Here is a 25,355-nt window from a genome sequence, read left to right on the forward strand (position 1 = left end):
GCTCAGATGTCGGCTTCCGTTTCGTTCCCGTGTTCTTCCAGCCAGGCGCGGCGGGCGGCGGCTTCGCCCTTGCCCATCAACATGTTGAAGCGCGAGGCCGATTCAGGCAGGCTGTATTGGCCGAAGGCGACCGGCAGCAGGCGCCGGGTGTCCGGGTTCATGGTGGTTTCCCACAGCTGTTCCGCGTTCATCTCGCCCAGGCCCTTGAAGCGCGAAATGCTCCACACGCCTTCCTTCAGGCCTTCCTTTTTCAGCTTGTCCTCGATCGCCAGCAGTTCGCCATCGTCCAGCGCATAGAGCTTTTGCAGCGGCTTCTTGCCGCGCGCCGGTACGTCCACGCGGTACAAGGGCGGACGGGCCACGCAGATATGGCCGCTCCTGAACAGGGCAGGGAAGTGCCTGAAGAACAGGGTCAGCAGCAGCACCTGGATGTGCGAGCCGTCCACGTCCGCGTCCGACAGGATGCAGATCTTGCCGTAGCGCAGGCCGGACAGGTCCGGGTTGTCGTCCACGCCGTGCGGGTCGACCCCGATCGCCACCGCGATGTCGTGGATCTCGTTGTTGGCGAACAGGCGGTCGCGCTCGGTCTCCCAGGAGTTCAGCACCTTGCCGCGCAGCGGCAGGATGGCCTGGAATTCCTTGTCGCGACCCATCTTGGCCGAGCCGCCGGCCGAGTCGCCCTCGACCAGGAACAGCTCGTTGCGGGTGATGTCGGTCGATTCGCAATCGGTCAGCTTGCCTGGCAACACGGCCACGCCCGAGGACTTCTTCTTCTCGACCTTCTGCAGCGAGCGCAGGCGCGATTGGGCCTGCTTGATGACCAGTTCGGCCAGCTTCTTGCCGTATTCAACGTGCTGGTTCAGCCACAGTTCGAGCGGCGGCTTGGTGAAGGTGGAGACGAGCTTGACCGCGTCGCGCGAGTTCAGGCGCTCCTTGGTCTGGCCCTGGAACTGCGGGTCCAGCACTTTCGCGGACAGCACGAACGAGACGCGCGCGAACACGTCTTCCGGCAGCAGTTTCACGCCTTTCGGCAGCAGCGAATGCATCTCGACGAAGCCCTTCACGGCGCCGAACAGGCCTTCGCGCAGGCCGGATTCGTGGGTGCCGCCGCTGACGGTCGGGATCAGGTTCACATAGGATTCGCGCACCACCGAGCCTTCTTCGGTCCAGGCCACGACCCAGGCCGCGCCTTCGCCTTCGGCAAAGCCCTCGTCGCCCGCGGCCGCGTACTGCGCGCCCTCGAACAGGGGGATCACCGTCTGGCCGCCCGAGGTCTGGGCCAGCGCTTCAAGCAGGTAGCCGCGCAGGCCTTCGTCGTAGCGCCAGGTCTGGACGTCGCCCGTCTTCGCGTTGGTGAGCGTGACGGTCACGCCCGGCAGCAGCACCGCCTTCGAGCGCAGCAGGCGCTGCATGTCGCCCAGCGGGATGTTCGGCGAATCGAAGTACTTCGGGTCGGGGCGGGCGGTGACGCGGGTGCCGTTCTTCTTGCCGCCGCGCTCGAGCGGGCGCGAACGCAGGGGCTCGACCAGGTCACCGTTCTCGAAGGCGAGATCATGCACGCCGTTGCCGTCGTCGTCCTTGCGCCAGACGGTGATCTCCAGGCGCGTGGACAGCGCATTGGTGACCGACACGCCGACCCCGTGCAGGCCGCCCGAGAAGGCATAGGCGCCGCCCGAACCCTTGTCGAACTTGCCGCCCGCGTGCAGGCGGGTAAACACGATCTCGACGGTAGGGACGTTTTCTTCCGGGTGCAGACCGACCGGGATGCCGCGGCCGTCGTCCTCGACCGTGACCGAACCGTCGGTGTTCAGGGTGACGGCGATGTTCTTGCAGTGTCCGCCCAGCGCCTCGTCGGAGGCGTTGTCGATCACTTCCTGGATGATGTGCAGCGGGTTTTCAGTCCGGGTATACATGCCCGGACGCTGTTTCACGGGCTCGAGTCCTTTCAGGACGCGGATGGAGGATTCGCTGTAGTCGGATGCGGGTTTCTTGGAAGCCATGCTGAGGTTCGTTAATTCAATGCTTGCGCATTCTATCTTGTCACGCGGAAAACATTGGCGTTTTCAAAGCCAAATGTGCTTGTTAGTACAGACCATTGTGTTAGATTAAAACGATGTGGCCTGGGAGATGTCAGGAAAGGCGGGAACAGCGATGCACGCACCCAGATATCCGTTCACCATCCGCCTGGTCGGGTTCGCGCCGGCTGAATGCGCCGGACTGGAAAGCCTGCTGGCGCATGCCCCCTTGTCGGGGCCGTCGTATTTTTGCCTGCACGACGACAGTTTGCAAGAACCCGACCTGTATATTGCCGACGGCGGCAACGCGGCCGCGCTGGCGCGCCTGTCCTGCCTGCCGCCCGGCGCCCTGCAGCCCATCCTCCTCATCGGCGGCGACCGCGGCGCCGGCGAACACGGACGCCGCAGCCTGCCGCGTCCGGTCGATCCCGTCCGCCTGTTCGATGCCCTGGCCGAACTGCTCGACGCCCGCGTGCAGGCGCTGGCGGTGCTGGCCGCGCGCGGCGAACGCAGCCTGCCGGAACGCCGGCGAAGGCCGAGGCTGGCGCCGGATACCGAACCGCCAGCCTATTACCATCACCTGCGCCAGGGACCACCCGACGGCGCCGTGCTCATCATCGACAAGGGTGGCGCCTTCCGCGACCACGTGGCGCGCGTCGTCAGCGGCAAGCTGGAAAGCGCCGGTGGCATCGCCAGCCCCTCCTGCATCGAGCGGCCGGTCGAGTGGACCGACAGCAGCCGCGCCGCCGTACGCCTGTGCGACGAAACGCCGGTATCGCTGGTCATGATCAATACCTGCGCGCCCGGCATCGAACCGTACAGCCTGAGCAGCGCCATCAAGTCGCAGGACGGAGCGGGCCGTACCGCTGTCCTGTTTCTCGTCGGGCAGTCGTTCAAGTACGACAGCCTGCGCGCCCGTGATGCCGGCGTACGCGGCCTGCTCGACAAGCCGGTAGCCGACCGCCACCTGCTGGCTACCTTCGAAAAACTGCTGGCGCTGCCGCACTAGTCCCGACAAGAATACTGTAATTGCATACAGTATTCACTAAAAATCCAAACCCCGCAAGTTGACACCCTGGCAGCACGCGCGTGGATTTTGTAACAACTCCGAATCGTGCGCGCGCGCGGCCGGGCTATATTGGCGACATGGCGGAAGACGAACGACATCCCCCCGACGAGGTGCCTGGTCCCCCGGTCGGCAAGCGTCCCGACACCCCGGTGCGGGTGCCTGACCGGCGCGCCACCGAGGGCCCGGCAATGCGCGGCCATGCCCGCTACCAGCGCGACGGCGACACCCCGCTTGCGCTGGCTGGCCGGGTGCTGAGTTCGCGCTGGCGCGCGCTGCGCGAACGCTTCAACCGCGACTTCATGCACCGCACCCTGCATATCGGGGTGTCGGCGCGCATCTTCCATCCCGAACCGGGCGCGCGCGGCCTGCTCAGCAAGAACCTGCAATACCTCGAAGAGTCGATCGCCCAATGGGTGATGTCGCGCGACGTGCTGGTGTTCATGATTCCGACCGTGAATACCAACGGGCTGCTCCATCCCAGCAATATCACCCTGCGCCATTACGCCCGCCACCTCGACGGCCTGGTGCTGCAGGGCGGGGCGGACGTGGCGCCGCAAACCTATTCCGAAGCGCCAACCCGGCCCGAATGGAGCGGCGACCGCGCGCGCGACGTGTACGAACTCGAGCTGCTGCACGAGTTCGTCGATGCCGGCAAGCCGGTACTGGGCGTGTGCCGCGGCTGCCAGCTGATCAACGTCGCCTTTGGTGGCACGCTCTACCAGGACGTCGCCACCAATGTGCCGGAGGCGCTGGCCCACGTGCACGACATCTACGACGCGCACCGCCACGCGATCCGCTTCCCGGAAGGGTCTTCGCTCGGCAAGATGTTCCGCGACGTGCACCATCCGATCGTGAATTCGATCCACCACCAGGCGGTGAAGGAAGTGGGGCGCGACATCCGCATCGAGGCCTATTCCGAACCCGACGGCATCGTCGAGGCGATCCGCTATGAGCGGGCCGACTTCGTCATGGGCCTGCAGTGGCACCCGGAATTCCACCGCGCCGGCGGCACCGAACTGCTGGACTGCACGCCGGTGCTGGACGAGTTCCTGCGCGCGGCGCGCGAAACCCGGCTGTAATGCCGCGCCGATGCGGCGGGCGCCAGCCTAGCGCACCGGCCGCATGCGGCGCTCGCCGCGGAACAGCTGGACCGCGGCATTGACCATGCCTTCGACGCTGCCTTCGCGTTCATGGAAGCGGCGCAGGCGCGCGGCGTCGCTGCCGTCGGCCGCCGCGGCCGCCAGGTGCTGCAGGGCCTCGACGCTGCCCAGCGCTTCCGCGTGCGGCATCATCTTCTCGAGCGTGGCCAGGATGTCCTCGCGCAGCGGCACGCTGTCGTAGGTCTTCGGATGGGTGAGCGCGCCTTCCAGCCCGAAGCGGCAGGCCTGGAAGCGGTTGTAGTTGTACACCAGGTAGTCGTCCTCGGCCGGCGGCGCCTCGCTGCGCGCCAGCAGGTGGCGGCACAGCGCCTGCAGGTAGGCCGCCAGCGCCGCCGCCCGTTCCACCGTGAGCGGGGTGTCGCACACGCGCAGCTCGATGGTGCCGTATTCCGGCTTGGGCCGCAGGTCCCAGTAGAAATCCTTCATGCTCTTGATGATGTGGGTGCGCTCCATCTTCGCGAAATACTCGTCGGTGAAGGCCTGCCAGGTCAGCACGAAGGGCGCGCGCCCGCTCATCGGGAAGGCGAACACGGAATTCAGGCGCGCCGAATCGAAGCCGGAATCCACCCCCTGCACGAAGGGAGAAGAAGCGGACAGCGCGATGAAGTGCGGCAGGTAGCGGTTCAGCGCGTGCAGCAGGTAGAGCGCATCGTCGCCGTTGGCGCAGCCGATGTGCACGTGCTGGCCGAACACGGTGAACTGCTTGGCCAGGTAGCCGTACAGCTGCGACAGGTATTCGTAGCGCGGCTTGCTCGAGATCTTCTGTTCCGACCAGTGCTGGAAGGGATGGGTGCCGCCGCCCGCGATGCCGATGTTGAGCACGTCGCTGGCCGCCACCAGGGTGTCGCGGATCTCGCGCAGCTCGGCCAGCAGCGGGCCATAGGACGCGTGCACGCTCGAGTTAATCTCGATCATGCTCTCGGTGATCTCCGGCGTCACGTTGCCGGGGAAGGGCTTGCGCTTGAGCAGGTGCATCAGGTCGGGGCTGGCCGCGGTCAGGTCGAAGTCCGACAGGCTGACCAGCTGCAGTTCCAGCTCGACCCCGAAGGTGAGCGGCTGCGAGGAAGTGAACGCGTCAAGCGGCATGGGAAGCCTCCGGCGCATTGGCCGACGATTCGCGCGCCCAGACCAGGGTGCGCTGGATGATCAGGGGACCGAACACTTCCAGCAGCATGGTCACCGCCGCCATGGCGCGCAGTTCCTCGACCACGTGCACGCCGGCGTGGCGCGCATGCTCGATCAGCAGGATCACGAACACCGACAGCGGCGCCAGCCCGAGCCCGGTGAGCGCGCCCTTGCGCCAGGAGACGCCGGACAGGTGGGCGAAGGCGGTCACGGCCCCGGTCTTGGCGAGCTGGCGCACCAGCACCACGCTCAGCGCCAGCGCGGCGCCGGCCGCGACCTGGCGCCAGTCGAGGGTGGAGGCGGCGTACACGAACAGCAGCACCGTCAGCACTTCGCCCAGCGGACCGAAGTTGCGCTGCGCCTGGCTGAAGGCGACACGCCGGTGGCGCGCGGTGAGGCCGAAGGCCAGCGTAGCGATATAGGGCGAGAGCGTGCCGGCATCGCACAGGGCCACCAGCAGCATGGTGGCCAGCGCGAAGGCGACGGTGCCGTCCCGGCGCGGGTTGCGGATGGCACGCAGCAGGGCCGGGACGGCCATGCCGAACAGGGCGCCGACCAGGGCCGAGCCGGCCAGCCCCACCAGGCTTTGCCACAGCGCCTCGCCCACCGCGTCGAAGGTGCGGAAGATCCAGAAGCCGACGATGGCATTGAAGGCGAATACCGCCAGTACGCAGTTCTGGGCCGTCAGGTGCAGCACCCGCTCCGTGACCTGGCCCGAGCTGCGCTGCTCGTTGATGATGCGCACGACGGTGGCGGGCGAGGTGCCCATCGACAGCGCCGCCATCATCAGCGCCACCAGCTGCGGGCTGCCGAAGGCCAGGGCCACGAGGTAGACCAGGACGAAAGTAAGCAGGCTCTCGGCCAGCCCGGCCACCCCCAGCCAGGGGTTGTGGCGCAGCCAGCGCAGGTTGAAGCGGTAGCCCAGCTCGAACAGGATCAGGCCGAAGGCGATGTCGGCCAGCAGGGCCACCGGCCCGGCATCCGGCGCCGGCAGCACGCCGATCTGCGCGCTGCCCAGCGCGAAGCCGGCCAGGCCATAGAAACTGATGCGGGGCAGGCCGGTCCAGCGCTGGCCGAATTCACCGGCCAGCCAGGCCAGCGCGAGCGCGATCGGCCAGGCGAGGCTGGTGAGGATGGGAAGCAGGTCGGGCATCGTTTTTCCCTCTTGTTAGGCGCTTTACCGTAGGGTGCGCGAGAGCCCCGCCCCCCTACGATTTGTTGGCAATTCTACAAGATGCCCCGGCGCGCACGATTGGCGTGCGCAGCGTCCTACTTGCTCAGCAGCCGCATGGCCCGCTCCAGCCCTTCCAGGGTGATCGGGAACATGCGGTTGTTCATGATCTGGCGGATGACGGCGATCGACTGCCGGTACTGCCACAGGTGCTCGGGCTCGGGATTGAGCCAGGCGAATTTCGGAAAGGTCGAGGTGAAGCGCGCCAGCCAGTCGGCGCCCGGCTCCTCGTTGTTGTACTCGACCGAGCCGCCCGGGGCCAGCACCTCGTAGGGACTCATGGTGGCGTCGCCCACGAAGATGACGCGGGTGTCGGGCGGATAGGTGCGCAGCAGGTCCCAGGTCGGGAAGCGTTCGCTGTGGCGGCGCCGGTTGTTCTTCCACAGGTGGTCGTAGACGCAGTTATGGAAGTAATAGAACTCCATGTTCTTGAATTCGCTCCTGGCGGCCGAGAACAGCTCTTCCACGCGCTCGATATGGTCGTCCATCGAGCCGCCCACGTCGAGCAGCATCAGCACCTTGATCCGGTTCCTGCGCTCGGGCTGCATGCGGATGTCGAGGTAGCCGGCATTGCTGGCGGTGGCGCGGATGGTGTCGTCCAGCGCCAGTTCCTCGGCGGCGCCCGTGCGGGCGAAGCGGCGCAGGCGGCGCAACGCCACCTTGATGTTGCGGGTGCCCAGTTCGCGTTCGTCGTCGTAGTCGCGGTAGCTGCGCTGTTCCCACACCTTCACGGCCGTGCGGTTGCGGCCCTGGCCGCCGATGCGGATCCCTTCCGGATTGGTGCCGCCATTGCCGAAGGGGGAGGTGCCGCCGGTACCGATCCACTTGCTGCCGCCTTCGTGGCGCTCCTTCTGCTCCTTCAGCAGCTGTTCCAGGCGCTGCTGCAGCTTGTCGTAGCCGAGCTTGTCCAGCGCGGCGCGCTGTTCCGGCGTGAGCTCGCGCTCGAAACGCTTGAGCAGCCAGTCGAGCGGGATGTCGGCCTTCTCGTCGAATACCGCGTTCACGCCGTGGAAAAACGCGCCGAAGGCACGGTCGAAGCGGTCGAAATGGGCCTCGTCCTTCACCAGGCTCAGGCGCGCCAGGTAATAGAACTCGTCGAGCGAGGGCGCCGCGACGCCGCGCTGCAGGGCTTCGAGCAGGGTCAGGAATTCCTTGATCGTGACCGGGACTTTCGCGTCACGCAGGGCGTAGAAGAAACCGATCAGCATGCCCGGGCCCCGGCGTGGCGTTCCAGGCGCGCATGCAGCGCGCTCTTGATGGCGGGCCACTCGCTGCGCAGGATGCTGTACATGACGGTGTCGCGCACCGTGCCGTCGCGCCGCAGCGCGTGGTGGCGCAGCATCCCGTCCTTCTTCGCACCAAGGCGCTCGATGGCGGCCTGCGACGCGAGGTTCTCGCAGTCGGTACGCAGGCCCACCACGCCGGCGCCCAGGGTATCGAAGGCGTGCGACAGCAGGAGCAGCTTGCAGCTGGTATTCACGTGGCTGCGCTGGACGCGTCGCGCGTACCAGGTATAGCCGATCTCGAGCCGGCCCACGGCCGGCAGGATGTCGTGGTAGCTGGTGCTGCCCAGTACCTGGCCGCTGCGTGCATCGATGACGGCAAAGGCGAGCCGGTCGCCCGCGGCGAGCGCGGTCGCGATGTAGGCGGCCGTTTCGTGCGGCGCCGGTACGCTGGTCACGCGCAGGGTCCACAGTTCGCCGTCGCTGGCGGCGGCGCGCAGCCCTTCCGCGTGCTGGGGCGCGAGCGGCTCCAGGCGCAGGCCGTTGAATTCCAGCGTGGCAGGCAGTACCGCGTTCATCGGTTGGCGCGTGCCATGGCGACCAGGCGCTCGAACAGGTGCACGTCCTGCTCGTTCTTGAGCAGGGCGCCGTGCAGCGGCGGCACGATGGCCTTGCCGTCCTTGCCGCGCAGGGCATCGAAGGGGATGTCCTCGGCCAGCAGGAGTTTCAGCCAGTCGAGGAATTCCGAGGTCGAGGGTTTCTTCTTGATGCCGGCGACCTCGCGCAGCTCATAGAAACTCTGCAGGGCGCTGGCCAGCAGGTCCTGCTTCAGGGTCGGGAAATGCACCTTGACGATGTCGGCCATCGTGTCCCGGTCGGGGAACTTGATGTAATGGAAGAAGCAGCGGCGCAGGAAGGCGTCCGGCAGCTCCTTTTCGTTGTTGGAGGTGATGATCACCAGCGGGCGGTGCCTGGCCACCACCATCTCGCGCGTTTCATAGACGTAGAACTCCATGCGGTCCAGTTCGCGCAGCAGGTCGTTGGGGAACTCGATGTCGGCCTTGTCGATCTCGTCGATCAGCAGCACGGTCGGTTCCGGCGCGGTAAACGCCTGCCACAGCACGCCCTTGACGATGTAGTTGTGGATGTCGCGCACGCGTTCGTCGCCCAATTGCGAATCGCGCAGGCGCGAGACGGCGTCGTACTCGTACAGGCCCTGCTGGGCCTTGGTGGTGGACTTCACGTGCCACTGCAGCAGCGGCATGCCGAGGGCGGCCGCCACTTCCTCGGCCAGCATGGTCTTGCCGGTGCCGGGCTCGCCTTTGATCAGGAGCGGACGGCCCAGGGTCAGGGCGGCGTTGACCGCCAGTTTCAGGTCATCGGTGGCGACGTACTGGTCGCTGCCTTCGAAGCGTGGAGAAGCGTGCATGGGCGTGTTGGATGGATGGGAAATGAGGGCGAGTATATGCCAGAACCGGGCGCGGGGCGGGAGCGTGCGTCTTGTAGACTGGTAACAACTCTTCAGATAGAATCGACAGGTTGGTAGTACGTTTGCTAACTTTTTGTGCGTTTGCGGTATTCGAATTACAACTAACGAGCCACACCATGAAAACATCCTTAGCAGTACTGGCATTGGCAGGTTTTGCCGCCAGCGCAATCACGACCGGCGCGGCCGTCGCGGCGGAAGTTGTCGGCAATCCGAAAGCGGCACCGGCCAAGATCGAAATGTGCATCGGCTGCCACGGCATCCCCCATTACAAGACCGGCTTCCCCGAGGTCTACCAGGTTCCCATGATCGGCGGCCAGTCGGCCAAGTACATCGAGAGCGCGCTCAAGGCCTATCGCAAGGGCGAGCGCAAGCATCCGTCGATGGTCGGCATCGCCAAGTCGCTGAGCGACCAGGACATCGCCGACGTCGCTGCCTACTACGCGCAGCAGACCCCCGCCACCGCCAAGCGCTAAGGACCAGCCAATGAAAACACTGTTCTCCGCGCTGGTGATCGGCGCGTTTTCCCTGAATGCGGCCGCCGCCGACGTCTCCAAAGGCGAGGCGCTGGCCAAGAAGTACAACTGCGCGTCCTGCCACGGCGCCGACTTCAACAAGCCGATCGACCCGAGCTATCCGAAGCTGGCCGGCCAGCATGCCGACTACCTGACCCACGCGCTGCGCGCCTACAAGCGCGGTGCCGGCGCCAACGGCCGCACCAACCCGATCATGGCGGGCCAGGTGCAGCCGCTGTCGAACCAGGACATGGCCGACATCGGCGCCTACCTGGCCAGCCTGCCGTCGCAGTTCGTCGTCAGCAAATAAGCTTTTCGCAGCGTTACCGGCCCAGGGCTGGTAAACTGCCGATCCCCCCGACCGGGCAGCCGGCGGGGGGATTTTGTTTTTGGCCGCCTTCCGAACCGCTCACCATGCCGACCCTGTCTCCCACCTATCTCAAATCCAATTTGCTCAGCGGCCTGACCGTGGCCCTGGCCCTGGTCCCCGAAGCGATCGCCTTTGCCTTGGTGGCCCAGGTCTCGCCGCTCACCGGCCTGTATGCTGCGGTGCTGGTGTCCTTCATGACCTCCGCCTTTGGCGGGCGTCCGGGCATGATCTCGGCCGCCGCCGGCTCGCTGGCGGTGGTGATGACGGCGCTGGTGGTGCAGCACGGGGCCCAGTACCTGTTCGCCGCGGTGGTGCTGATGGGCGTGCTGCAGCTGCTGTTCGCCGCCGCCCGGCTCGGCAAGTTCATCCGCATGGTGCCGCATCCGGTGATGCTGGGCTTCGTCAACGGCCTGGCGCTGGTGATCTTCGTGGCCCAGTTCGGGCACTTCAAGACCCCGGGCCCGGACGGCGCGCCGCAGTGGATGGCGGGCCCCGCACTGGCCACCATGCTGGGCGTGGTGGCCGCCACCATGGCCGTGATCTACCTGACCCCACGGGTGACGAAAGCGGTGCCGGCCACGCTGGTCGGCATCCTGGCGGCCAGCGCCGGCTGCGCGCTGCTGGGCATCGACACCAAGACCGTGGGCGACCTCGGCTCGATCGCCGGTGGCCTGCCAGCGTTCGCCCTGCCGGAGGTGCCGTGGAACCTGGACACGCTGCGCATCGTCTTCCCCTACGCGCTGGTGCTGGCCGGCGTCGGCCTGATCGAGTCGCTCCTGACGCTTACCCTGGTCGACGAGATCACCGACACGCGCGGCCAGCCGAACCGCGAATGCCTGGCGCTGGGCGCCGCGAACGTGGTCACCGGCCTGTTCGGCGGCATGGGCGGCTGCGCCCTGATCGGCCAGAGCATGATCAACGTCAACAGCGGCGGCACCGGGCGCCTGTCGGGCATCGTGGCATCAAGCTTCCTGCTGTCCTTCATCCTGGTGGGCTCGCACTGGATCGAGCAGATCCCGCTGGCGGCGCTGATCGGCGTGATGTTCGTGGTGTGCGAAAAGACCTTCGAGTGGGGCACTTTCCGCCTGTTCGGCCGGGTGCCGCGCGCGGACGCGCTGGTGATCGTGCTGGTGGCCGGCATGACCCTGGCCTTCGACCTGGCGGTGGCGGTGCTGGCGGGCGTGGTCGTGTCGGCGCTGGTGTTCGCCTGGCAGCACGCCCGGCAGATCCGGGTGGAGACGGACGTCGACGCCCAGGGCTGGAAGGTGTACGAGCTGGAAGGAACCCTGTTCTTCGCCTCGGTGACGGGCTTCCAGGCCCTGTTCACGCCGAAGGAGGATCCGCAGGACGTGGTGATCGAATTCCGCCGCGCGCGCGTGGCCGACCACTCGGCGATCCAGGCCATCGACGCGCTGGCCGAGCGCTACCGCCAGCTGGGCAAGCGCCTGCACCTGCGCCACCTGAGCCCGGACTGCCGCGAGGTGCTCGAAAAGGCGCGGGACATGATCGAGGTGAACCTGCTGGAAGACCCGCGCTACCGGGTGGCGGACGACAAGCTGGCCTGAACATGATACAAAAAATGCGGCATCTGCCGCATTTTCGAATCATGTTGCGGCATCGCCCTCAGCGCGTGGCGCGCTGGCGCACGCAGTCGATATAGGCTTCGGTGTCGGGCGGCAGTCCGTTGCGTTGCGAAGTCCAGATCATCTCGCCCAGGCATTCCATGATCTCGTGGTGCGCGTCGTGCTCGCCGCGTTTCGCCACCAGGGCATCGTGCGCCGCCTTGATGCCGCGCGGCTGGTCGATCGAGACCTGTTCGGCGATCGACAGGTGCATCGACAGGTGCAGGAAGGGATTCGGCTTGCCGCCTTCGACCGAGTAGTCGCGCACGATCGCCGCTTCGGCGTCTTCCAGTTCGGCGTGGTATTCGGGGTGCTGAACGATCCAGTCGGCCGCGATGGCATCCATCGGGCTCAGGATCTCGCCATTGCGCTGCTTGCGCAGGGCGTCGCAGAAAAAGCGGCGCACGTCGTGCGAGGACGGAGTAAACATGGGGAGCGGGGAAGTAAAAGGAGTGGAGGCGGCATTGTAGCGCGATGCCGCCCGCCTTGCCGGGCAGGCGCCGCCAGCCTGCATCCCGATGTACGATGGGGCAGGGCGGCCGTCGCTCGGGACGAATCGGACGAATTGGACGAATCGGGGGCGCGAGCGCAGGCGCAGGCGCGCGGCGGCATGGCGCCGCCCCGCTCCCGGATGCGCAGCCTACTTCTCCTGCGCCGCCATTGCGTCCGGCGCCGCCGGGACGGACGCCGCCGTGGCGCTTGCCGCCAGCGCCGGCTGCTGCTGGGCCGCCTTGCCGCCGCCCTGGGCGCGTCCGTGCGGCTGGCGCAGGTAGCGCGCGCTGTGGCGGCGTTCGCCGTGGGCGCCGCGGGCCGGCCAGGTAATGAAGCGCGACAGTTCCTGCAGCGCACGCTGGTAGACATCGCGCTTGAACTCGATGACCACGTCCAGCGGCACCCAGTAGTCGTGCCAGCGCCAGGCGTCGAACTCGGGGTGATCCGTCAGGCGCAGGTTGACGTCGTTATCGCGCGCCATCATGCGCAGCAGGAACCAGATCTGCTTCTGGCCACGGTAGTGGCCGCGGATCTCGCGCTTGATGAAGTGATCCGGCACTTCATAGCGCAGCCAGTCGCGGGTGCGGCCCACGATCTTGACGTGCTCCTGGCGCAAACCGATCTCTTCTTCGAGTTCGCGGTACATCGCCTGTTCCGGCGTTTCGCCGTATTTGATACCCCCTTGCGGAAATTGCCACGAGTGCTCGCGCACCCGCTTGCCCCACCACACCTCGTTGTTGGCGTTCAGCAGGATGATGCCGACGTTGGGGCGAAACCCTTCACGATCGAGCATAAGTGCACCTCGAAACTTTCTGCCGGCCGAATGATCCTTATATTTTTACCCACAAATTGTCGCCCTTGCCCTGACCGCGGCTTGCCGACCAGGCCGGGCTTGCCGGTTCCGTGCTCCGTTCCGGCCCCATTTGTAGAAAGTTTGGACGCATCAGCCAGCTAATCCTTTAAAATTAGGTCGATTATAACCCTCTCTTTTTAAAAAGAATTCACGGATATGCGCGCCTCACGATTTTTTATTTCAACTCTCAAAGAAGCGCCCTCGGACGCGGAAATCGTCAGCCACCAGCTGATGATGCGCGCGGGGATGATCAAGCGCCTCGGCTCGGGCATCTACACCTACATGCCGACCGGCCTGCGCATCATCCGCAAGGTCGAGAACATCATCCGCGAAGAAATGAACAAGGCAGGCGCCATCGAACTCCTGATGCCGCTGGTGCAGCCGGCCGAGCTGTGGCAGGAGACCGGGCGCTGGGACAAGATGGGCCCCGAGCTGATGCGCGTCAAGGACCGCCATGGCCGTGAGTTCGCCATCCAGCCGACCTCGGAAGAAGTGGTCACCGACGTCGTGCGCAGCGAACTGAAATCCTACCGCCAGCTGCCGATCAACTTCTATCACATCCAGACCAAGTTCCGCGACGAGCGCCGCCCGCGCTTCGGCCTGATGCGCGGCCGCGAGTTCACGATGAAGGATGCCTATTCCTTCGACCGCGACGTCGAAGGCATGCAGAAGTCCTACGCCACCATGTTCGAGGCGTATACGAAGATCTTCACCCGCTTTGGCCTGAAGTTCCGTGCGGTGGCGGCCGACAATGGCGCCATCGGCGGCACCGGCTCGCACGAATTCCACGTCATCGCCAGCACCGGCGAAGACGCGCTGGTGTACTGCCCGACCTCGAGCTACGCCGCCAACATCGAAGCGGCCGAAGCGCTGGCCAGCGGCGAGCGCGCCGCGCCGACGCAGGAACTCACCAAGACGTCCACGCCCGGCAAGACCAAGTGCGAAGCCGTGGCCGAACTGCTGGACATCCCGCTGCAGCACCACGTCAAGAGCATCGCCCTGACCGTGGAGGCCGAAGGCAAGAAGACCTACTTCCTGCTGCTGCTGCGCGCCGACCACGAGCTCAACGAGATCAAGGTGAACAAGGTGCCGGGCCTGAAGGAGTTCCGCTTCTCGACCGAAGCCGAGATCGGGGAAGCCTACGGCACCGTGCCGGGCTACCTCGGCCCGATCAATACGAAACTGCCGGTCACCGTGGTGGCCGACCGCACGGTCGCCAACATGGCCGATTTCGTCTGCGGCGCGAACGAGGCGGACTACCACTACGTGGGCGCCAACTGGGGTCGCGACTGCGCCGAGCCGCTGGTTGCCGACCTGCGCAACGTGGTCGAAGGCGATCCTTCGCCGGACGGCAAGGGCGTGCTGGCGATCGAGCGCGGCATCGAAGTGGGCCACGTGTTCCAGCTCGGTACCGCCTACTCGGAAGCGATGGGTGCCACCTTCCTGGACGAAGCCGGTAAACCTGCCCCGCTGCAGATGGGCTGCTACGGCATCGGCGTGACCCGCATCCTGGGCGCGGCGATCGAGCAGAACTTCGACGACAAGGGCATCGTCTGGCCGGACGCGATCGCTCCCTTCGAGCTGGTGCTGTGCCCGATGGGCCTGGACCGCAGCGAGATGGTCAGGGAACACACCGAGCAGCTGTACGCCGACCTGCAGGCGGCGGGCATCGACGTGATCGTCGACGACCGCGGCCTGCGTCCGGGCGCGATGTTCGCCGACTGGGAACTGATCGGCGTCCCGCACCGCATCGTGATCGGCGAGCGCGGCCTCAAGGAAGGCAACCTGGAATACCAGGGCCGCCGCGACGAAGCCGCTACTAGCGTGCCGGTCGACGGCATGGTCGCCTTCATCAAGGGCAAGCTGGGCAAGTGAACCTGGCCACGCTGTTCCCGTTCGCGGCCGGCGCGCTGTTCGCCGGCGCGCTGCTGCTCGCTGGCAGTGCCCATGCGGGCAACCAGAAGGAAGAGCAGCTCGCCGATTCGGTGCGCCTGGCCCTGGCCAGCGCGATCCGCGACAGCCGTCCGCCCAAGCCGGTACTGCGCGATGCCGCGGCGCGGGCGCGCTACGAAGCCTGGTTCGCCGAGATGTCGACCCGGCTCGCCAAGCGCATTCCCGACCTCCTGTCGCGCACCGAATTCCTCGAGACGCTCTGGTACGAATCGACCCGTGCCGGGCTCGATCCGGGGCTGGTGCTGGGCCTGATCCAGGTCGAGTCGGCCTACCGCAAGTACGCGATCTCGATCGCGGGCGCGCGCGGCTACATGCAAGTGATGCCGTTCTGGACCAAGGTGATCGGCGACAGCGACCGCCGCATGCTGTTCAACATGCAGACCAACCTGCGCTACGGCTGCTCGATCCTGCGCATGTACATCGACATGGAAAAGGGCAACCTCTACCTGGCCCTGGGCCGCTACAACGGCAGCCGCGGCAAGCCGCAGTATCCGAATGCGGTGCTGGCGGCGTGGAAGCGCTGGGAATTCAAGCCGGGCGCCTAGACCCAACAATCCCGCAACAAATCCGCCTGCCATATGCACATGGCGCGGTGTAAACTCTGCGCTTTCCAGACGTAGAGGTTCTCCATGCGATTGACCACCCTTGCCGGCGCAGCCCTGCTTGCCCTGCTTTCCGGCTGCGCCTCGGTGCCGCCCCCTTCCCAGGACCGGGCGCAGGCCCAGCACGAGGAGCGCGCGAAAAACGTGATCTTCTTCCTCGGCGACGGCATGGGCCTGAACACGCTCACCGCCGCGCGCATCTTCCACGCCGGCGAAGAAGGCGAACTTACCATCGACCGCCTGCCCGAATCGGCCTTCGTGAAGACCTTCTCGAACGACGCCATGGTCACCGACAGCGCGGCCGGCATGGCCGCCTACATGACCGGGGTGAAGCACAACAACGGTGTGATCTCGATGTCCTTCGGCACGCGCTCGATCGCGCCCGCCAAGGATGCCAACGGCAATACCCTGGTCAGCAAGTGCGACAACGGCCAGCCCGCTCCCACGCTGCTGGAACTGGCGCGCCGGCGCGGCATGGCGATCGGCGTGGTCACCAACACCAGCGTCACCGATGCGACGCCAGCCTCGGCATATGGCCACGGCTGCCACCGCAAGCTGGAAAACGACTACGCGGCGATGCTGGTGCCGGGCGGCGCCGGCTACAACGCGGCCCTCGGCGCGCGCGGCCTCGACGTGCTGTTCGGCGGCGGCGCACAGTTCTTCACGCCCTTCGAGCGCGGCGGCAAGCGCGCCGACGGGCGCGACCTGCTGGCCGAGCTGCGCGTGCAGGGCGTGCGCGTGGTGGCCGACAGCGCTGGCATGGGGGCGCTCGGCGCCGATCCGCGCCAGCCGGCGATCGGCCTGTTCGCCGCCAACCACATGGACTACGACGCCGCGCGCGACCCGGCCAGGCAGCCCAGCCTGACCGAAATGACGCGCAAGGCGATCGACCTGCTGGCGCCGCACGCCGGCACCGGCCAGGGTGGCCGGGGCTTCTTCCTGGTGGTCGAGGGCGGCCTGATCGACCACGCGCTGCATGCCACCCTGGGCAAACGCGCGCTGCAGGAAACCGTGTCCTACAACGCGGCCATGCAGGCCGCGCTGGAAAAGATGGAAGCGCTCGATCCGGGCCTGAAGCACACCCTGGTCGTGGCCACCGCCGACCATGACCACACCCTGCTGCTGAACGGCTACACGGTCCGCACCGGCAAGACCACGCCCACCAACCCGGGCGTGCTGGGGCTGGTGCGCAACCTGGACGGCAGCCCCATGCTGGACCGCGAGGGCCGTCCGTTCACCATCATCGGCTTCGGCACCGGCGAGAAACGGGTCAATGGCAGCCGCGGTACCCAGCCCGCGCTGACCGACGAGATCGTCACGCGCGACGACTACCACCAGGAAGCCGTGGTGCGCACCCGCCCCGGCGCCGAGACCCATGGCGGCACCGACGTCTACCTGGGCGCCGCCGGCGCCGGCGCGGAACTGTTCCGCGGGACCATCGACAACACGCGCGTATTCGGCCTGATCAAGACCGCCGCCGGCCTGTAAGGAGACCACCATGCACAAACGACTTTCCCTCCTGCTCGCCGCCAGCCTGGTCGCCTCGGGCGCCGCGGCCGCGCCGCAGGCGAAGAACATCATCTTCTTCCTGGGCGACGGCATGGGCCCGACCACCATCACCGCCGCGCGCATCTTCAAGCACGGCGAGGACGGCCTGCTCGGCTTCGAACGGCTGGAGCGCACCGCGCGCATCAAGACCTATTCGAACGACTTCCAGACCACCGACAGCGCGCCCTCGATGGGTGCCTACATGACGGGCGTGAAGATCAACCAGGACGGCATCTCGCTGAAGGATGCGCGCGCCATCGAGCCGGACAAGGACGCGAACGGCAACCGCACGGTCGACAAGTGCGTCGACGGCCAGGTGGTGCCGACCATCCTCGAACTGGCCAAGGCGCGTGGCAAGGCGGTGGGTGCGGTGACCACCACCGCGCTGACCCACGCCACCCCGGCCTCCACCTTCGCCCACGCCTGCCACCGCGACGCCGCCTACAGCATCGCGCGCCAGATCGTGCCGGGCGGTGAGGGCTACAACGCGGCGCTGGGCGACGGCGTGGACGTGCTGATGGGCGGTGCGCGCAACCACTTCACGCCCTACGACCGGACGCGCAATCCGAAGGGCCGCGCCGACGGACGCGACCTGCTGAAGGAATTCGCCGCGCAAGGCTATGCGGTGGGCGCCACCCGCGCCGACATGCTGTCGGCGCGCCCGGGCCGCAAGTTCGTCGGCATCTACAGCGCCGACGACCACCTCGATTTCGCGCTGGCGCGCCGCCCCGAGCAGCCGAGCCTGAGCGAGATGGCCCTGAAGGCGGTCGAACTGCTGGCGCCCGATCCGGACGGCTTCTTCCTGATGGTCGAAGGCGGCAAGATCGACCACGCCCTGCACGACAACAACGCCAAGAACGCGCTGGCCGACACCGTGGCGTTCGACGAGGCGATCGTGGCGACGATCGCGCGCATGCGCGAGATCGACCCGGGCCTGGAGAATACCCTGATCGTGATCACCGCCGACCACGACCACACCATGGTCCTGAACGGCTATCCGAAGCGCGGCAGCAAGGTGCTCGACATCGTGCACGACTACGCCACCGGCCAGCCGAAGAAGGATGCCGACGGCAAGACCTTCACCGCCCTCGTGTTCGGCAACGGCAAGGTGCGTCCGGACCAGCGCGCCGACGTCGACAGCGCCACCGCCCTGGACGACGAGTACCAGCAGGAAGCCGGCGTGCGCACGGTCTACGAGTCGCACGGGGGCGGGGACGTGAAGCTGTACGCCACCGGCGCCGGTTCGGCCCCGTTCAAGGGCACGATCGAGAACACGCAGGTGTTCCACCTGATGAAGGCCGCGGCGGGTCTCTAGGCCGCGGGGCCAGGCCCACAAACAAAAAGCCCCGTCGATCGACGGGGCTTTCCGCTTGCAAGGCTACTGGACAGCCAGCCAGTGCTTACTTCAGGTGGTCCGAAATGAGCTTGGTCATCTCGAACATCGAGACCTGGGCCTTGCCACCGAAGACAGCCTTCAGCTTGTCGTCGGCATTGATCATGCGGCGGTTCGATGCGTCCTGCAGGTTCTGGGCCTTGATGTAGTCCCAGACCTTCTTGGTGACCTCGGTGCGTGGCAGCGGCTTGTTGCCGACCACTGCTGCCAGCTCGCCCGACGGCGTCATCTCTTTCATGAAAGCGGCGTTCGGCTTGCGTGCGGCCGCCGGCTTTGCTGCTGGTTTCGCTGCTGCTTTTGCTGGAGCTGCCTTCTTTGCTGCAGGCTTGGCCGCTGCAGCCGGCTTGGCGGCTTGCTTGGCTGGCGCTGCGGTGGATTTTTTGGCTGTTGCCATCTTCGAGCCTCCTAAAACGAACACAGGGAATTTGCGCTATATACGCACGGGCTTATATTGGTGGCCTTTTACTGTTCGTGCAAGTCTTTTTCGAAATTTTTTCACTCTGACAAGCCGTTCAATGCGCGCTATCTCACACTCGTGGCGCATTCAGTGAAAAAAGCCCGGTCCGGACGTGAAAAAACCGCGCCAGGCCAGGGCCCGCGCGGTTTTCCGGGAAGTGCCGCGGGAGGTCAGCGCATGCCGGGCATCATGCCCTTCATCCCGCGCATCATCTTCATCAGGCCGCCGCCTTTGAGTTTCTTCATCATGGTCTGCATCTGCTCGAACTGGTTCAGCATGCGGTTCACTTCCTGCACCTGCACGCCGGCGCCGGCCGCGATGCGGCGCTTGCGGTTGGCCTTGATCAGTTCCGGCTTGGCGCGTTCCAGCGCGGTCATCGAATCGATGATGCCGACCATGCGCCGCACCTGCTTTTCGGCCTGGTCCATGTTGGCGCCGGCGGCCGCCTGCTGGAACTGGGCCGGCAGTTTATCCAGCAGTCCGGACATGCCGCCCATTTTCTTCATCTGGGTCAGCTGGGCCTTGAAGTCGTTCATGTCGAACTTGCCGCCGCCCTTGATCTTGTTGGCCAGTTCGGTCGCCGCTTCGGCATCGACGCCCTTGCGCGCTTCTTCCACCAGCGCCAGGATGTCGCCCATGCCCAGCACGCGGTTGGCCATGCGAGTCGGGTCGAAGGCTTCCAGGCCGTCCAGCTTTTCGGACACGCCGGCGAACTTGATCGGCTTGCCGGTCACGTGACGCACCGACAGCGCCGCGCCGCCGCGCGAATCGCCATCGAGCTTGGTCAGCACCACGCCGGTCAGGGGCAGGGCGTCGTTGAAGGCCTTGGCGGTGTTGATCGCATCCTGGCCCAGCATGGCGTCGACCACGAACAGGGTCTCGACCGGATTGACGGCGGCGTGCACCGCGGCGATCTCCTGCATCATCGCTTCGTCGATGCCGAGGCGGCCGGCGGTGTCGATGATCAGGACGTCGTGGTAGTGCTTTTTCGCCCAGTCGAGCGCGTTCTTCGCGATGTCGACCGGCTTGTCGTTGGCCGTGGTCGGGAAGAAGTCGGCGCCGACCTGCTTGGTGACCGACTCCAGCTGCGCGATCGCGGCCGGGCGGTACACGTCGGCCGAGACGGTCAGGACCTTCTTTTTCTTCTGCTCTTTCAAATACTTGGCCAGCTTGCCGGTGGTGGTGGTTTTACCGACACCCTGCAGGCCCGCCATCAGGATGATCGCCGGCGGCTGCTGGGCGAAGGAGAGCTGGGTGGCATCGGGGCCGAGGTCGGCGCCCATCAGGGCGGCCAGCTCGCGCTGCACCACGCCGACCAGGGCCTGGCCCGGGCTGAGCGAGCCGATGACTTCTTCGCCCAGCGCTTTTTCTTTGACTTTGGCGATGAACTCGCGCACCGCCGGCAGCGCCACGTCGGCTTCCAGCAGGGCCATGCGCACTTCGCGCAGCATCTCGGCGGTGTTCGCCTCGGTAAGACGCGCCTCGCCGCGCATCGTCTTGACGACCTTGGCTAGGCGTTGGGTAAGGTTATCTAGCATGTTCTACCTGACTATATAAGACAGCACGACAAATTCGGGAAACCGACATTCTACCTTGCGCCAGGCGCCCAGTCCGGCCGCGCCGGCCCGCCAGCGCAAATATTCGCTGCCGTGGCGGCCGCTCCCATGCGCAAGGCTTGCCATCCTTGCCAGGCCCGCCCCTGTTCCCGCCGTTTCCCGATGGTGTAGACTCTTATTATGCAGAACTCCCTCTTTCTCGCCGCGGCCCTGCTGTACGCGGTGTGCGCCCTGCTGCCGTCGCGCCGGGGCGCCACGATTTCCGGCGTCACTGCCCTGGCCTGGGTGGCGCATGGCGCCGCGCTCGGGCTCGACGTGCTCGCGCCGGGCCGGCTGCGGGTCGGCTTCGCCATCATGCTGTCGAGCGCCCTGTGGGTCTCGGTGGCCGCCTACTGGCTGGAAAACCGCAATTTCGCCCTCGACGGCATGCGCCGCCTGGTGATGCCCTGCGCCGTCGCGGCCAGCGCGCTGCCGATGCTGTTCCCTGGCAGCCTGCTGCCGCTCGATGGCCAGTCGCCCGCGTTCGGCTGGCATGTGGCGGTGGCGGTGCTGGCCTACAGCACGCTCACCATCGCCGCCTTCCACGCGGTGCTGATGGCCCTGCAGGAGGCGCGCCTGCACACGCGCACCGCCGGCGGCGGCTGGCTGGGCAGCGCGCTGGACCAGCTGCCGGCGCTGCTGACCATGGAAAAGCTGCTGTTCCGCGTGATCTGGATCGGCTTTATCCTGCTCAGCCTGACGGTGCTGTCGGGCGTGGTGTTCTCCGAACAGCTGTTCGGACGCGCGCTGCGCCTGGACCACAAGAGCGTGTTCGCACTGCTGTCCTGGCTGCTGTTCGCGGCGCTGCTGGCGGGCCGTCGTTACCAGGGCTGGCGCGGCAAGACCGCGCTGCGCTTCACGCTGGCCGGTTTCGCCACGCTGGCGCTGGCCTATGTCGGCAGCCGCTTCGTGCTGGAAGTCGTGCTGCACCGGGGGCTGGCATGAGCCGCGTCCTGTTCTGGATCCTGCTGGTCGGGTTGGTGGTGCTGGCCGTGCGCGCCAAGCTGAAGGCGCTCGGCGCGCGCCGCCAGCCGCCCGTGCAGCCTCCCCCGCGCAGCGAGGCGCCAGCGGCCGCGATCGAGAACATGGCCCAGTGCGCCCACTGCGGCCTGCATTTCCCGGCCTCGGAAGCGGTGCACGCCGACGGTCACGACTACTGTTCGCCGGGCCACGCGCGCCTGCCGCCGCGCTAGGCCGGCCGATGCCCGTCCGTACCCTGCTGTCTCCCGAATCGCGCGCGACCCTGTGGCGCTCGCTGCAGACCCTCACCGTCACCCGCATCGTTATCGCGCTGGTACTGCTGCTCTACCTGGGCGTGAGCATCAACGGCGGCGCCGGCCGCCTGGACGCGGTGAATACCCAGGCCTGCCTGTTCTACCTGGCCGCGGCCCTGGTGTTCGCGGTGCTGGCCACCTGGTGGCGGCGCCGCTTCGCGCTGCAGCTGGGAGGCCAGGTGGCGCTCGACCTGGCCGTGATCTCGCTGCTCTACCTCGATGCGGGCGGCATGCGCAGCGGCCTGGCGATCCTCTACCTGTTTCCGCTGGCCGGCACCGCGATCCTGGCGCCGCTCTCGCTGGCGCTGTTCGCCAGCGCCATGGCGACCCTGTTCCTGCTGCTGGAGGCCACCTGGCAGGTGTTCATGCTGGAGCGCCAGCCGCCGCTGATGCAGGCCGGCCTGTACGGGGCCGCCTTCTTCGCCTGCGCGCTGCTGGTGAACCGGCTGGCCGCGCGCCTGATCAAGCAGGAAGAACTGGCCGCCCAGCGCGGCGCCGACCTGCGCGTGCAGCAGGTGATCAACGGGATCGTCATGGCCGACGTCGGCGACGGCATCCTGGTGGCGGGCGACGACAGCACGGTCTTCACCGGCAACCCGGCGGCGCGCCGCATGCTCGGCCTGGAAGGCGAGGCGGCCGGCTTCAGGCTGGGCGAGGCGCCCGGCCTCGAGCCGCTGGCCCAGGCCTTCGCCAGCTGGCTGCGCGCTCCGGTCGACGGCGCCGCCTTCGTCACCGTCAAGCCTTACCAGCAGGAGACCGGTGCGCTGCGCGGGCGGCGCGACGGGCCGGTGCACCTGAAGCTGCGCTTCGCGCGCGTCGATACGGGCGGCGTGGCGCTGGGCCGCAGTGTGGTCTTCATGCAGGACGTGAGCGCCATCGAAAACCAGGCGCAGCAGCTGAAGCTGGCCTCGATGGGACGCCTCACCGCCAGCATCGCGCACGAGGTGCGCAATCCGCTGTCGGCGATCGGCCATGCCACGGCGCTGCTGGCCGAAGACCTGCACGGCCCTGCCGAGGTGCGCCTGTTGAAGATCGTGGGCGACAACGTGGCGCGGGTGAACCGCATGGTCGAGGACATCCTGCAGCTGTCGCGCAAGGTGCAACCGAACGGCGAGCCGGTGCAGCTGGGCGCCTTCCTGGCCGAGCTGAAGGCCGAGTTCTGCGAGACCTATGGGCTGGCGCAGGAAGTGCTCTACATCGGCGACCCCGGCGCCAGCGCGGTACGCTTCGATCCGCTGCACCTGCACGAAGTGCTGCTCAACCTGCTGGGCAACGCGGTGCGCTACGCCAGCCGGCGGCCGGCCAGCATCCGCGTCTTTCCCGCCCACGACGCCGCCGGCAGGATCGAGCTGCACGTGCAGGACGACGGCCCCGGGATCACGCCCGAAGTGCGGGCCCACCTGTTCGAGCCCTTCTACACCACCTCGAGCAAGGGCACGGGCCTGGGCCTGTACCTGGCGCGCGAGCTGTGCCTGAACAACGATGCGCAACTCGACTACGAATACCGCTTCGACGCCATTGATGGCACCGGTGGCAACGATGGCGCCGATGGCGTCGATGGCGTCGATGGCGCCGAGGCCAGCGGCCGCTTCGTGATCAGTTTCGCCCAGCCCGCCGCCTAGCGACGACAAGAAAGGAAATCATGGCCGCACCCCGCATCCTCGTGGTCGACGACGAAGCCGACCTGCGCGAACTGCTCGAGATCACCCTGCTCAAGATGGGCCTGGACGTCGACAGCGCGGCCACGCTGCGCCAGGCGCGCGCCCTGCTGGACGAGCATGACTATGCGCTGGTCCTGACCGACATGCGCCTGCCCGATGGCCTCGGGCTGGAACTGGTGCGCGAAGTGAGCGCCGCCGGCACCGGCACGCCGATCGCCGTGATCACCGCCTATGGCAGCGCCGAGAACGCCGTGGTGGCGCTCAAGGCGGGCGCTTTTGACTACATCTCCAAGCCGGTGGCGCTGGACGCGCTGCGGGTGATGGTGCGCTCGGCCCTGAAGCTGCTGGAGGCGCCGCCGGCGCCGGCCGGCGGCGCGGCGCCCGGCTCGCGCATGATCGGCAGTTCGCCCGCGATGGCGGCGCTGCGCGCCCAGATCGGGCGCCTGGCGCGCTCCAACGCGCCGATCTCGATCACCGGCGAATCCGGCAGCGGCAAGGAACTGGCCGCGCGCGAAATCCACGCCCTGAGCTCGCGCGCCAGCAAGCCTTTCGTGGCGGTGAACTGCGGGGCGATCCCGGAAACCCTGATGGAGGCCGAGTTCTTCGGCTACCGCAAGGGCGCCTTCACCGGCGCCGCGGAAGAGCGCGACGGCTTCTTCCAGGCCGCCAACGGCGGCACCCTGATGCTGGACGAAGTGGCCGACCTGCCGCTGCCGATGCAGGTCAAGCTGCTGCGCGCGATCCAGGAGCGGCGCGTGCGCAAGATCGGCGCCACGGCCGAGGAGCCGGTCGACGTGCGCATCATCAGCGCCACCCACCAGGACCTGGCACGCTGCGTGGAGCAGGGCAGGTTCAGGCAGGACCTGTTCTACCGCCTGAACGTGATCGAGCTGGCGCTGCCGCCGCTGCGCGAACGGCTCGACGACCTGCCGGTGCTGGCCGCGACGATCCTGGCGCGCCTGGCCGGGCCGGACCAGGCCGCACTGGGCCCGGGCGTGCTCGAGGCGCTGCGCGCCTATTCCTTCCCGGGAAACATCCGCGAGCTGGAAAACGTGCTGGAGCGGGCGCTGGCCTTCGCCAACGATGGCGTGATCGAAGTCGGCGACCTGTCGCTGAAAGCGGCGCGCCCGGTAGAGGGCGGGGGCGGGGGCGTGCAGTCGGCCGCGGCGACGCTGCCGCCGTCCTTGACGCAACCTGCGCCGGTGCCGGCGCAGGTGCAGGATACCGGGCAGCCGCCAGCGGCGCTGTCCGCACAGCTGGCGGGGGCAGCCCAGCTCGGGCCGACCGGCTTGCCCAGCAACCTGCCCGAATACCTGAACCAGGTCGAACGCGAGATCATCGGACGCGCGCTGCAGCAGACGCAGTTCAACCGCACCCAGGCCGCGGCCCTGCTGGGGATCAGCGTGCGCCAGCTGCGCTACCAGATCCAGAAGCTGGAAATCTGCGCGCCGGACGACCATGCCTGAGGGCTGCTGTTGTCTTTTCGCCAGTGCAAAATTAACAAGGATGATGCAGCCCGGATGGCCTTGATTACTCAGTGAGCAGCGCTGGCGGCCTTGGTTAGCACTTACTCACCGCGAGCTGCCCACCATTCTCGCTATAACGTCTTGTCAAGCCTGCGAGGCAAAAAAAAGGCCATAAATTGAAAAGTAATTCGCTTGCCCTGACCTGGGGCAGCCACTACAATTAGTCTGATCTCAACGTTGAACAC

Annotated in this window: 23 protein-coding genes; 13 read left to right on the top strand and 10 right to left on the bottom strand. The window is 66.9% G+C overall.

The genetic code is table 11. From position 1 onward, the window contains the following. Window positions 1–2: 2 nt before the first annotated feature. Window positions 3–2,000: a DNA topoisomerase IV subunit B gene (locus tag LE190_RS18785; protein WP_225240140.1), complete on the bottom strand. Its 1,998-nt coding sequence runs from the start codon at window positions 1,998–2,000 to the stop codon at window positions 3–5. Between the two features lie 151 nt (window positions 2,001–2,151). Between LE190_RS18785 and LE190_RS18790 the strand changes: the two genes are divergently transcribed. Together LE190_RS18790 and LE190_RS18795 are read left to right on the top strand one after the other, a co-directional pair. Further along, window positions 2,152–3,024, top strand: coding sequence for a response regulator (locus LE190_RS18790; RefSeq protein WP_225240141.1), 873 nt, complete (start codon window positions 2,152–2,154; stop codon window positions 3,022–3,024). 137 nt (window positions 3,025–3,161) lie between these two features. Next, a complete protein-coding gene (locus LE190_RS18795) occupies window positions 3,162–4,163 on the top strand; it encodes a gamma-glutamyl-gamma-aminobutyrate hydrolase family protein (RefSeq protein ID WP_225240142.1) in 1,002 nt (333 codons plus the stop codon). A 27-nt stretch (window positions 4,164–4,190) separates the two neighbouring features. Here the strand turns inward: LE190_RS18795 and LE190_RS18800 are convergent, their stop codons facing one another. The 5 genes from LE190_RS18800 to LE190_RS18820 form a co-directional block, all read right to left on the bottom strand. After that, window positions 4,191–5,330 (bottom strand): YbdK family carboxylate-amine ligase, encoded by a 1,140-nt coding sequence (locus LE190_RS18800; protein WP_225240143.1) that lies wholly within the window; start codon window positions 5,328–5,330, stop codon window positions 4,191–4,193. Further along, the gene (locus tag LE190_RS18805; protein WP_225240144.1) at window positions 5,320–6,522 is read right to left on the bottom strand and encodes a cation:proton antiporter; all 1,203 of its coding nucleotides are present in this window, start codon (window positions 6,520–6,522) and stop codon (window positions 5,320–5,322) included. Before LE190_RS18805 ends, LE190_RS18800 begins: the two co-directional genes overlap by 11 nt. Before the next feature lie 116 nt (window positions 6,523–6,638). Continuing rightward, complete coding sequence (locus tag LE190_RS18810; RefSeq protein ID WP_225240145.1) at window positions 6,639–7,808, bottom strand: vWA domain-containing protein; 1,170 nt, start codon at window positions 7,806–7,808, stop codon at window positions 6,639–6,641. Then, entirely contained in the window at window positions 7,802–8,401 is a 600-nt protein-coding gene (locus LE190_RS18815) for a GNAT family N-acetyltransferase (RefSeq protein WP_225240146.1), read from the bottom strand. Before LE190_RS18815 ends, LE190_RS18810 begins: the two co-directional genes overlap by 7 nt. After that, window positions 8,398–9,252, bottom strand: a complete 855-nt coding sequence (locus LE190_RS18820) for an AAA family ATPase (RefSeq protein WP_225240147.1) — start codon at window positions 9,250–9,252, stop codon at window positions 8,398–8,400. The genes LE190_RS18815 and LE190_RS18820 overlap by 4 nt, the downstream gene beginning before the upstream one ends. A 176-nt stretch (window positions 9,253–9,428) precedes the next feature. Between LE190_RS18820 and LE190_RS18825 the strand changes: the two genes are divergently transcribed. The 3 genes from LE190_RS18825 to LE190_RS18835 all read left to right on the top strand — a co-directional run bounded on the left by LE190_RS18825 (window position 9,429) and on the right by LE190_RS18835 (window position 11,759). Further along, on the top strand, window positions 9,429–9,785 hold the full coding sequence (locus LE190_RS18825; RefSeq protein WP_225240148.1) for a c-type cytochrome: 357 nt from the start codon (window positions 9,429–9,431) through the stop codon (window positions 9,783–9,785). A 10-nt stretch (window positions 9,786–9,795) separates the two neighbouring features. Further along, window positions 9,796–10,134 (top strand): c-type cytochrome, encoded by a 339-nt coding sequence (locus LE190_RS18830; RefSeq protein WP_224946615.1) that lies wholly within the window; start codon window positions 9,796–9,798, stop codon window positions 10,132–10,134. A 104-nt stretch (window positions 10,135–10,238) separates the two neighbouring features. Further along, window positions 10,239–11,759, top strand: a complete 1,521-nt coding sequence (locus LE190_RS18835) for a SulP family inorganic anion transporter (RefSeq protein WP_225240149.1) — start codon at window positions 10,239–10,241, stop codon at window positions 11,757–11,759. Window positions 11,760–11,817: 58 nt separating this feature from the next. Here LE190_RS18835 and LE190_RS18840 read toward each other — a convergent pair whose 3' ends face one another. Beyond that, entirely contained in the window at window positions 11,818–12,246 is a 429-nt protein-coding gene (locus LE190_RS18840) for a DUF1841 family protein (RefSeq protein ID WP_225240150.1), read from the bottom strand. 210 nt (window positions 12,247–12,456) lie between these two features. Next, a complete protein-coding gene (locus LE190_RS18845) occupies window positions 12,457–13,101 on the bottom strand; it encodes an RNA pyrophosphohydrolase (protein ID WP_225240151.1) in 645 nt (214 codons plus the stop codon). 216 nt (window positions 13,102–13,317) lie between these two features. On the opposite strand from LE190_RS18845, the gene LE190_RS18850 reads away from it, so the two are divergent. From LE190_RS18850 to LE190_RS18865, 4 genes are all read left to right on the top strand, one after another. After that, window positions 13,318–15,036: a proline--tRNA ligase gene (locus tag LE190_RS18850; protein WP_225240152.1), complete on the top strand. Its 1,719-nt coding sequence runs from the start codon at window positions 13,318–13,320 to the stop codon at window positions 15,034–15,036. Window positions 15,037–15,038: 2 nt separating this feature from the next. Further along, a complete protein-coding gene (locus LE190_RS18855; protein ID WP_229517376.1) occupies window positions 15,039–15,659 on the top strand; it encodes a lytic transglycosylase domain-containing protein in 621 nt (206 codons plus the stop codon). A gap of 84 nt (window positions 15,660–15,743) precedes the next feature. Further along, on the top strand, window positions 15,744–17,204 hold the full coding sequence (locus tag LE190_RS18860) for an alkaline phosphatase (RefSeq protein ID WP_225240153.1): 1,461 nt from the start codon (window positions 15,744–15,746) through the stop codon (window positions 17,202–17,204). A 10-nt stretch (window positions 17,205–17,214) separates the two neighbouring features. After that, the gene (locus tag LE190_RS18865; RefSeq protein ID WP_225240154.1) at window positions 17,215–18,579 is read left to right on the top strand and encodes an alkaline phosphatase; all 1,365 of its coding nucleotides are present in this window, start codon (window positions 17,215–17,217) and stop codon (window positions 18,577–18,579) included. A gap of 85 nt (window positions 18,580–18,664) precedes the next feature. On the opposite strand, the gene LE190_RS18870 is transcribed toward LE190_RS18865, so the two are convergent. Continuing rightward, entirely contained in the window at window positions 18,665–19,051 is a 387-nt protein-coding gene (locus tag LE190_RS18870; protein WP_224946607.1) for an SWIB/MDM2 domain-containing protein, read from the bottom strand. Between the two features lie 233 nt (window positions 19,052–19,284). Then, a complete protein-coding gene (gene ffh / locus LE190_RS18875) occupies window positions 19,285–20,652 on the bottom strand; it encodes a signal recognition particle protein (RefSeq protein WP_225240155.1) in 1,368 nt (455 codons plus the stop codon). A gap of 198 nt (window positions 20,653–20,850) precedes the next feature. Here ffh and LE190_RS18880 point away from each other — a divergent pair, with 198 nt between their 5' ends. Genes LE190_RS18880 through LE190_RS18895 form a run of 4 tightly spaced genes read left to right on the top strand, consistent with a single transcriptional unit; the run spans window position 20,851 to window position 25,110 of the window. Then, the gene (locus LE190_RS18880) at window positions 20,851–21,654 is read left to right on the top strand and encodes a cytochrome C assembly family protein (RefSeq protein ID WP_225240156.1); all 804 of its coding nucleotides are present in this window, start codon (window positions 20,851–20,853) and stop codon (window positions 21,652–21,654) included. Continuing rightward, the gene (locus LE190_RS18885; RefSeq protein WP_225240157.1) at window positions 21,651–21,902 is read left to right on the top strand and encodes a PP0621 family protein; all 252 of its coding nucleotides are present in this window, start codon (window positions 21,651–21,653) and stop codon (window positions 21,900–21,902) included. The genes LE190_RS18880 and LE190_RS18885 overlap by 4 nt, the downstream gene beginning before the upstream one ends. An 8-nt stretch (window positions 21,903–21,910) precedes the next feature. After that, window positions 21,911–23,605 carry a sensor histidine kinase gene (locus LE190_RS18890; RefSeq protein WP_225240158.1) on the top strand — a complete coding sequence of 565 codons (1,695 nt, stop codon included), beginning with the start codon at window positions 21,911–21,913 and terminating at the stop codon, window positions 23,603–23,605. A 20-nt stretch (window positions 23,606–23,625) separates the two neighbouring features. Further along, window positions 23,626–25,110: a sigma-54-dependent transcriptional regulator gene (locus LE190_RS18895; protein ID WP_225240159.1), complete on the top strand. Its 1,485-nt coding sequence runs from the start codon at window positions 23,626–23,628 to the stop codon at window positions 25,108–25,110. Window positions 25,111–25,355: the final 245 nt, after the last annotated feature.

The organism is Massilia hydrophila, assembly GCF_020208145.1.
Taxonomy (GTDB): Bacteria; Pseudomonadota; Gammaproteobacteria; order Burkholderiales; family Burkholderiaceae_D; genus Telluria; species Telluria hydrophila.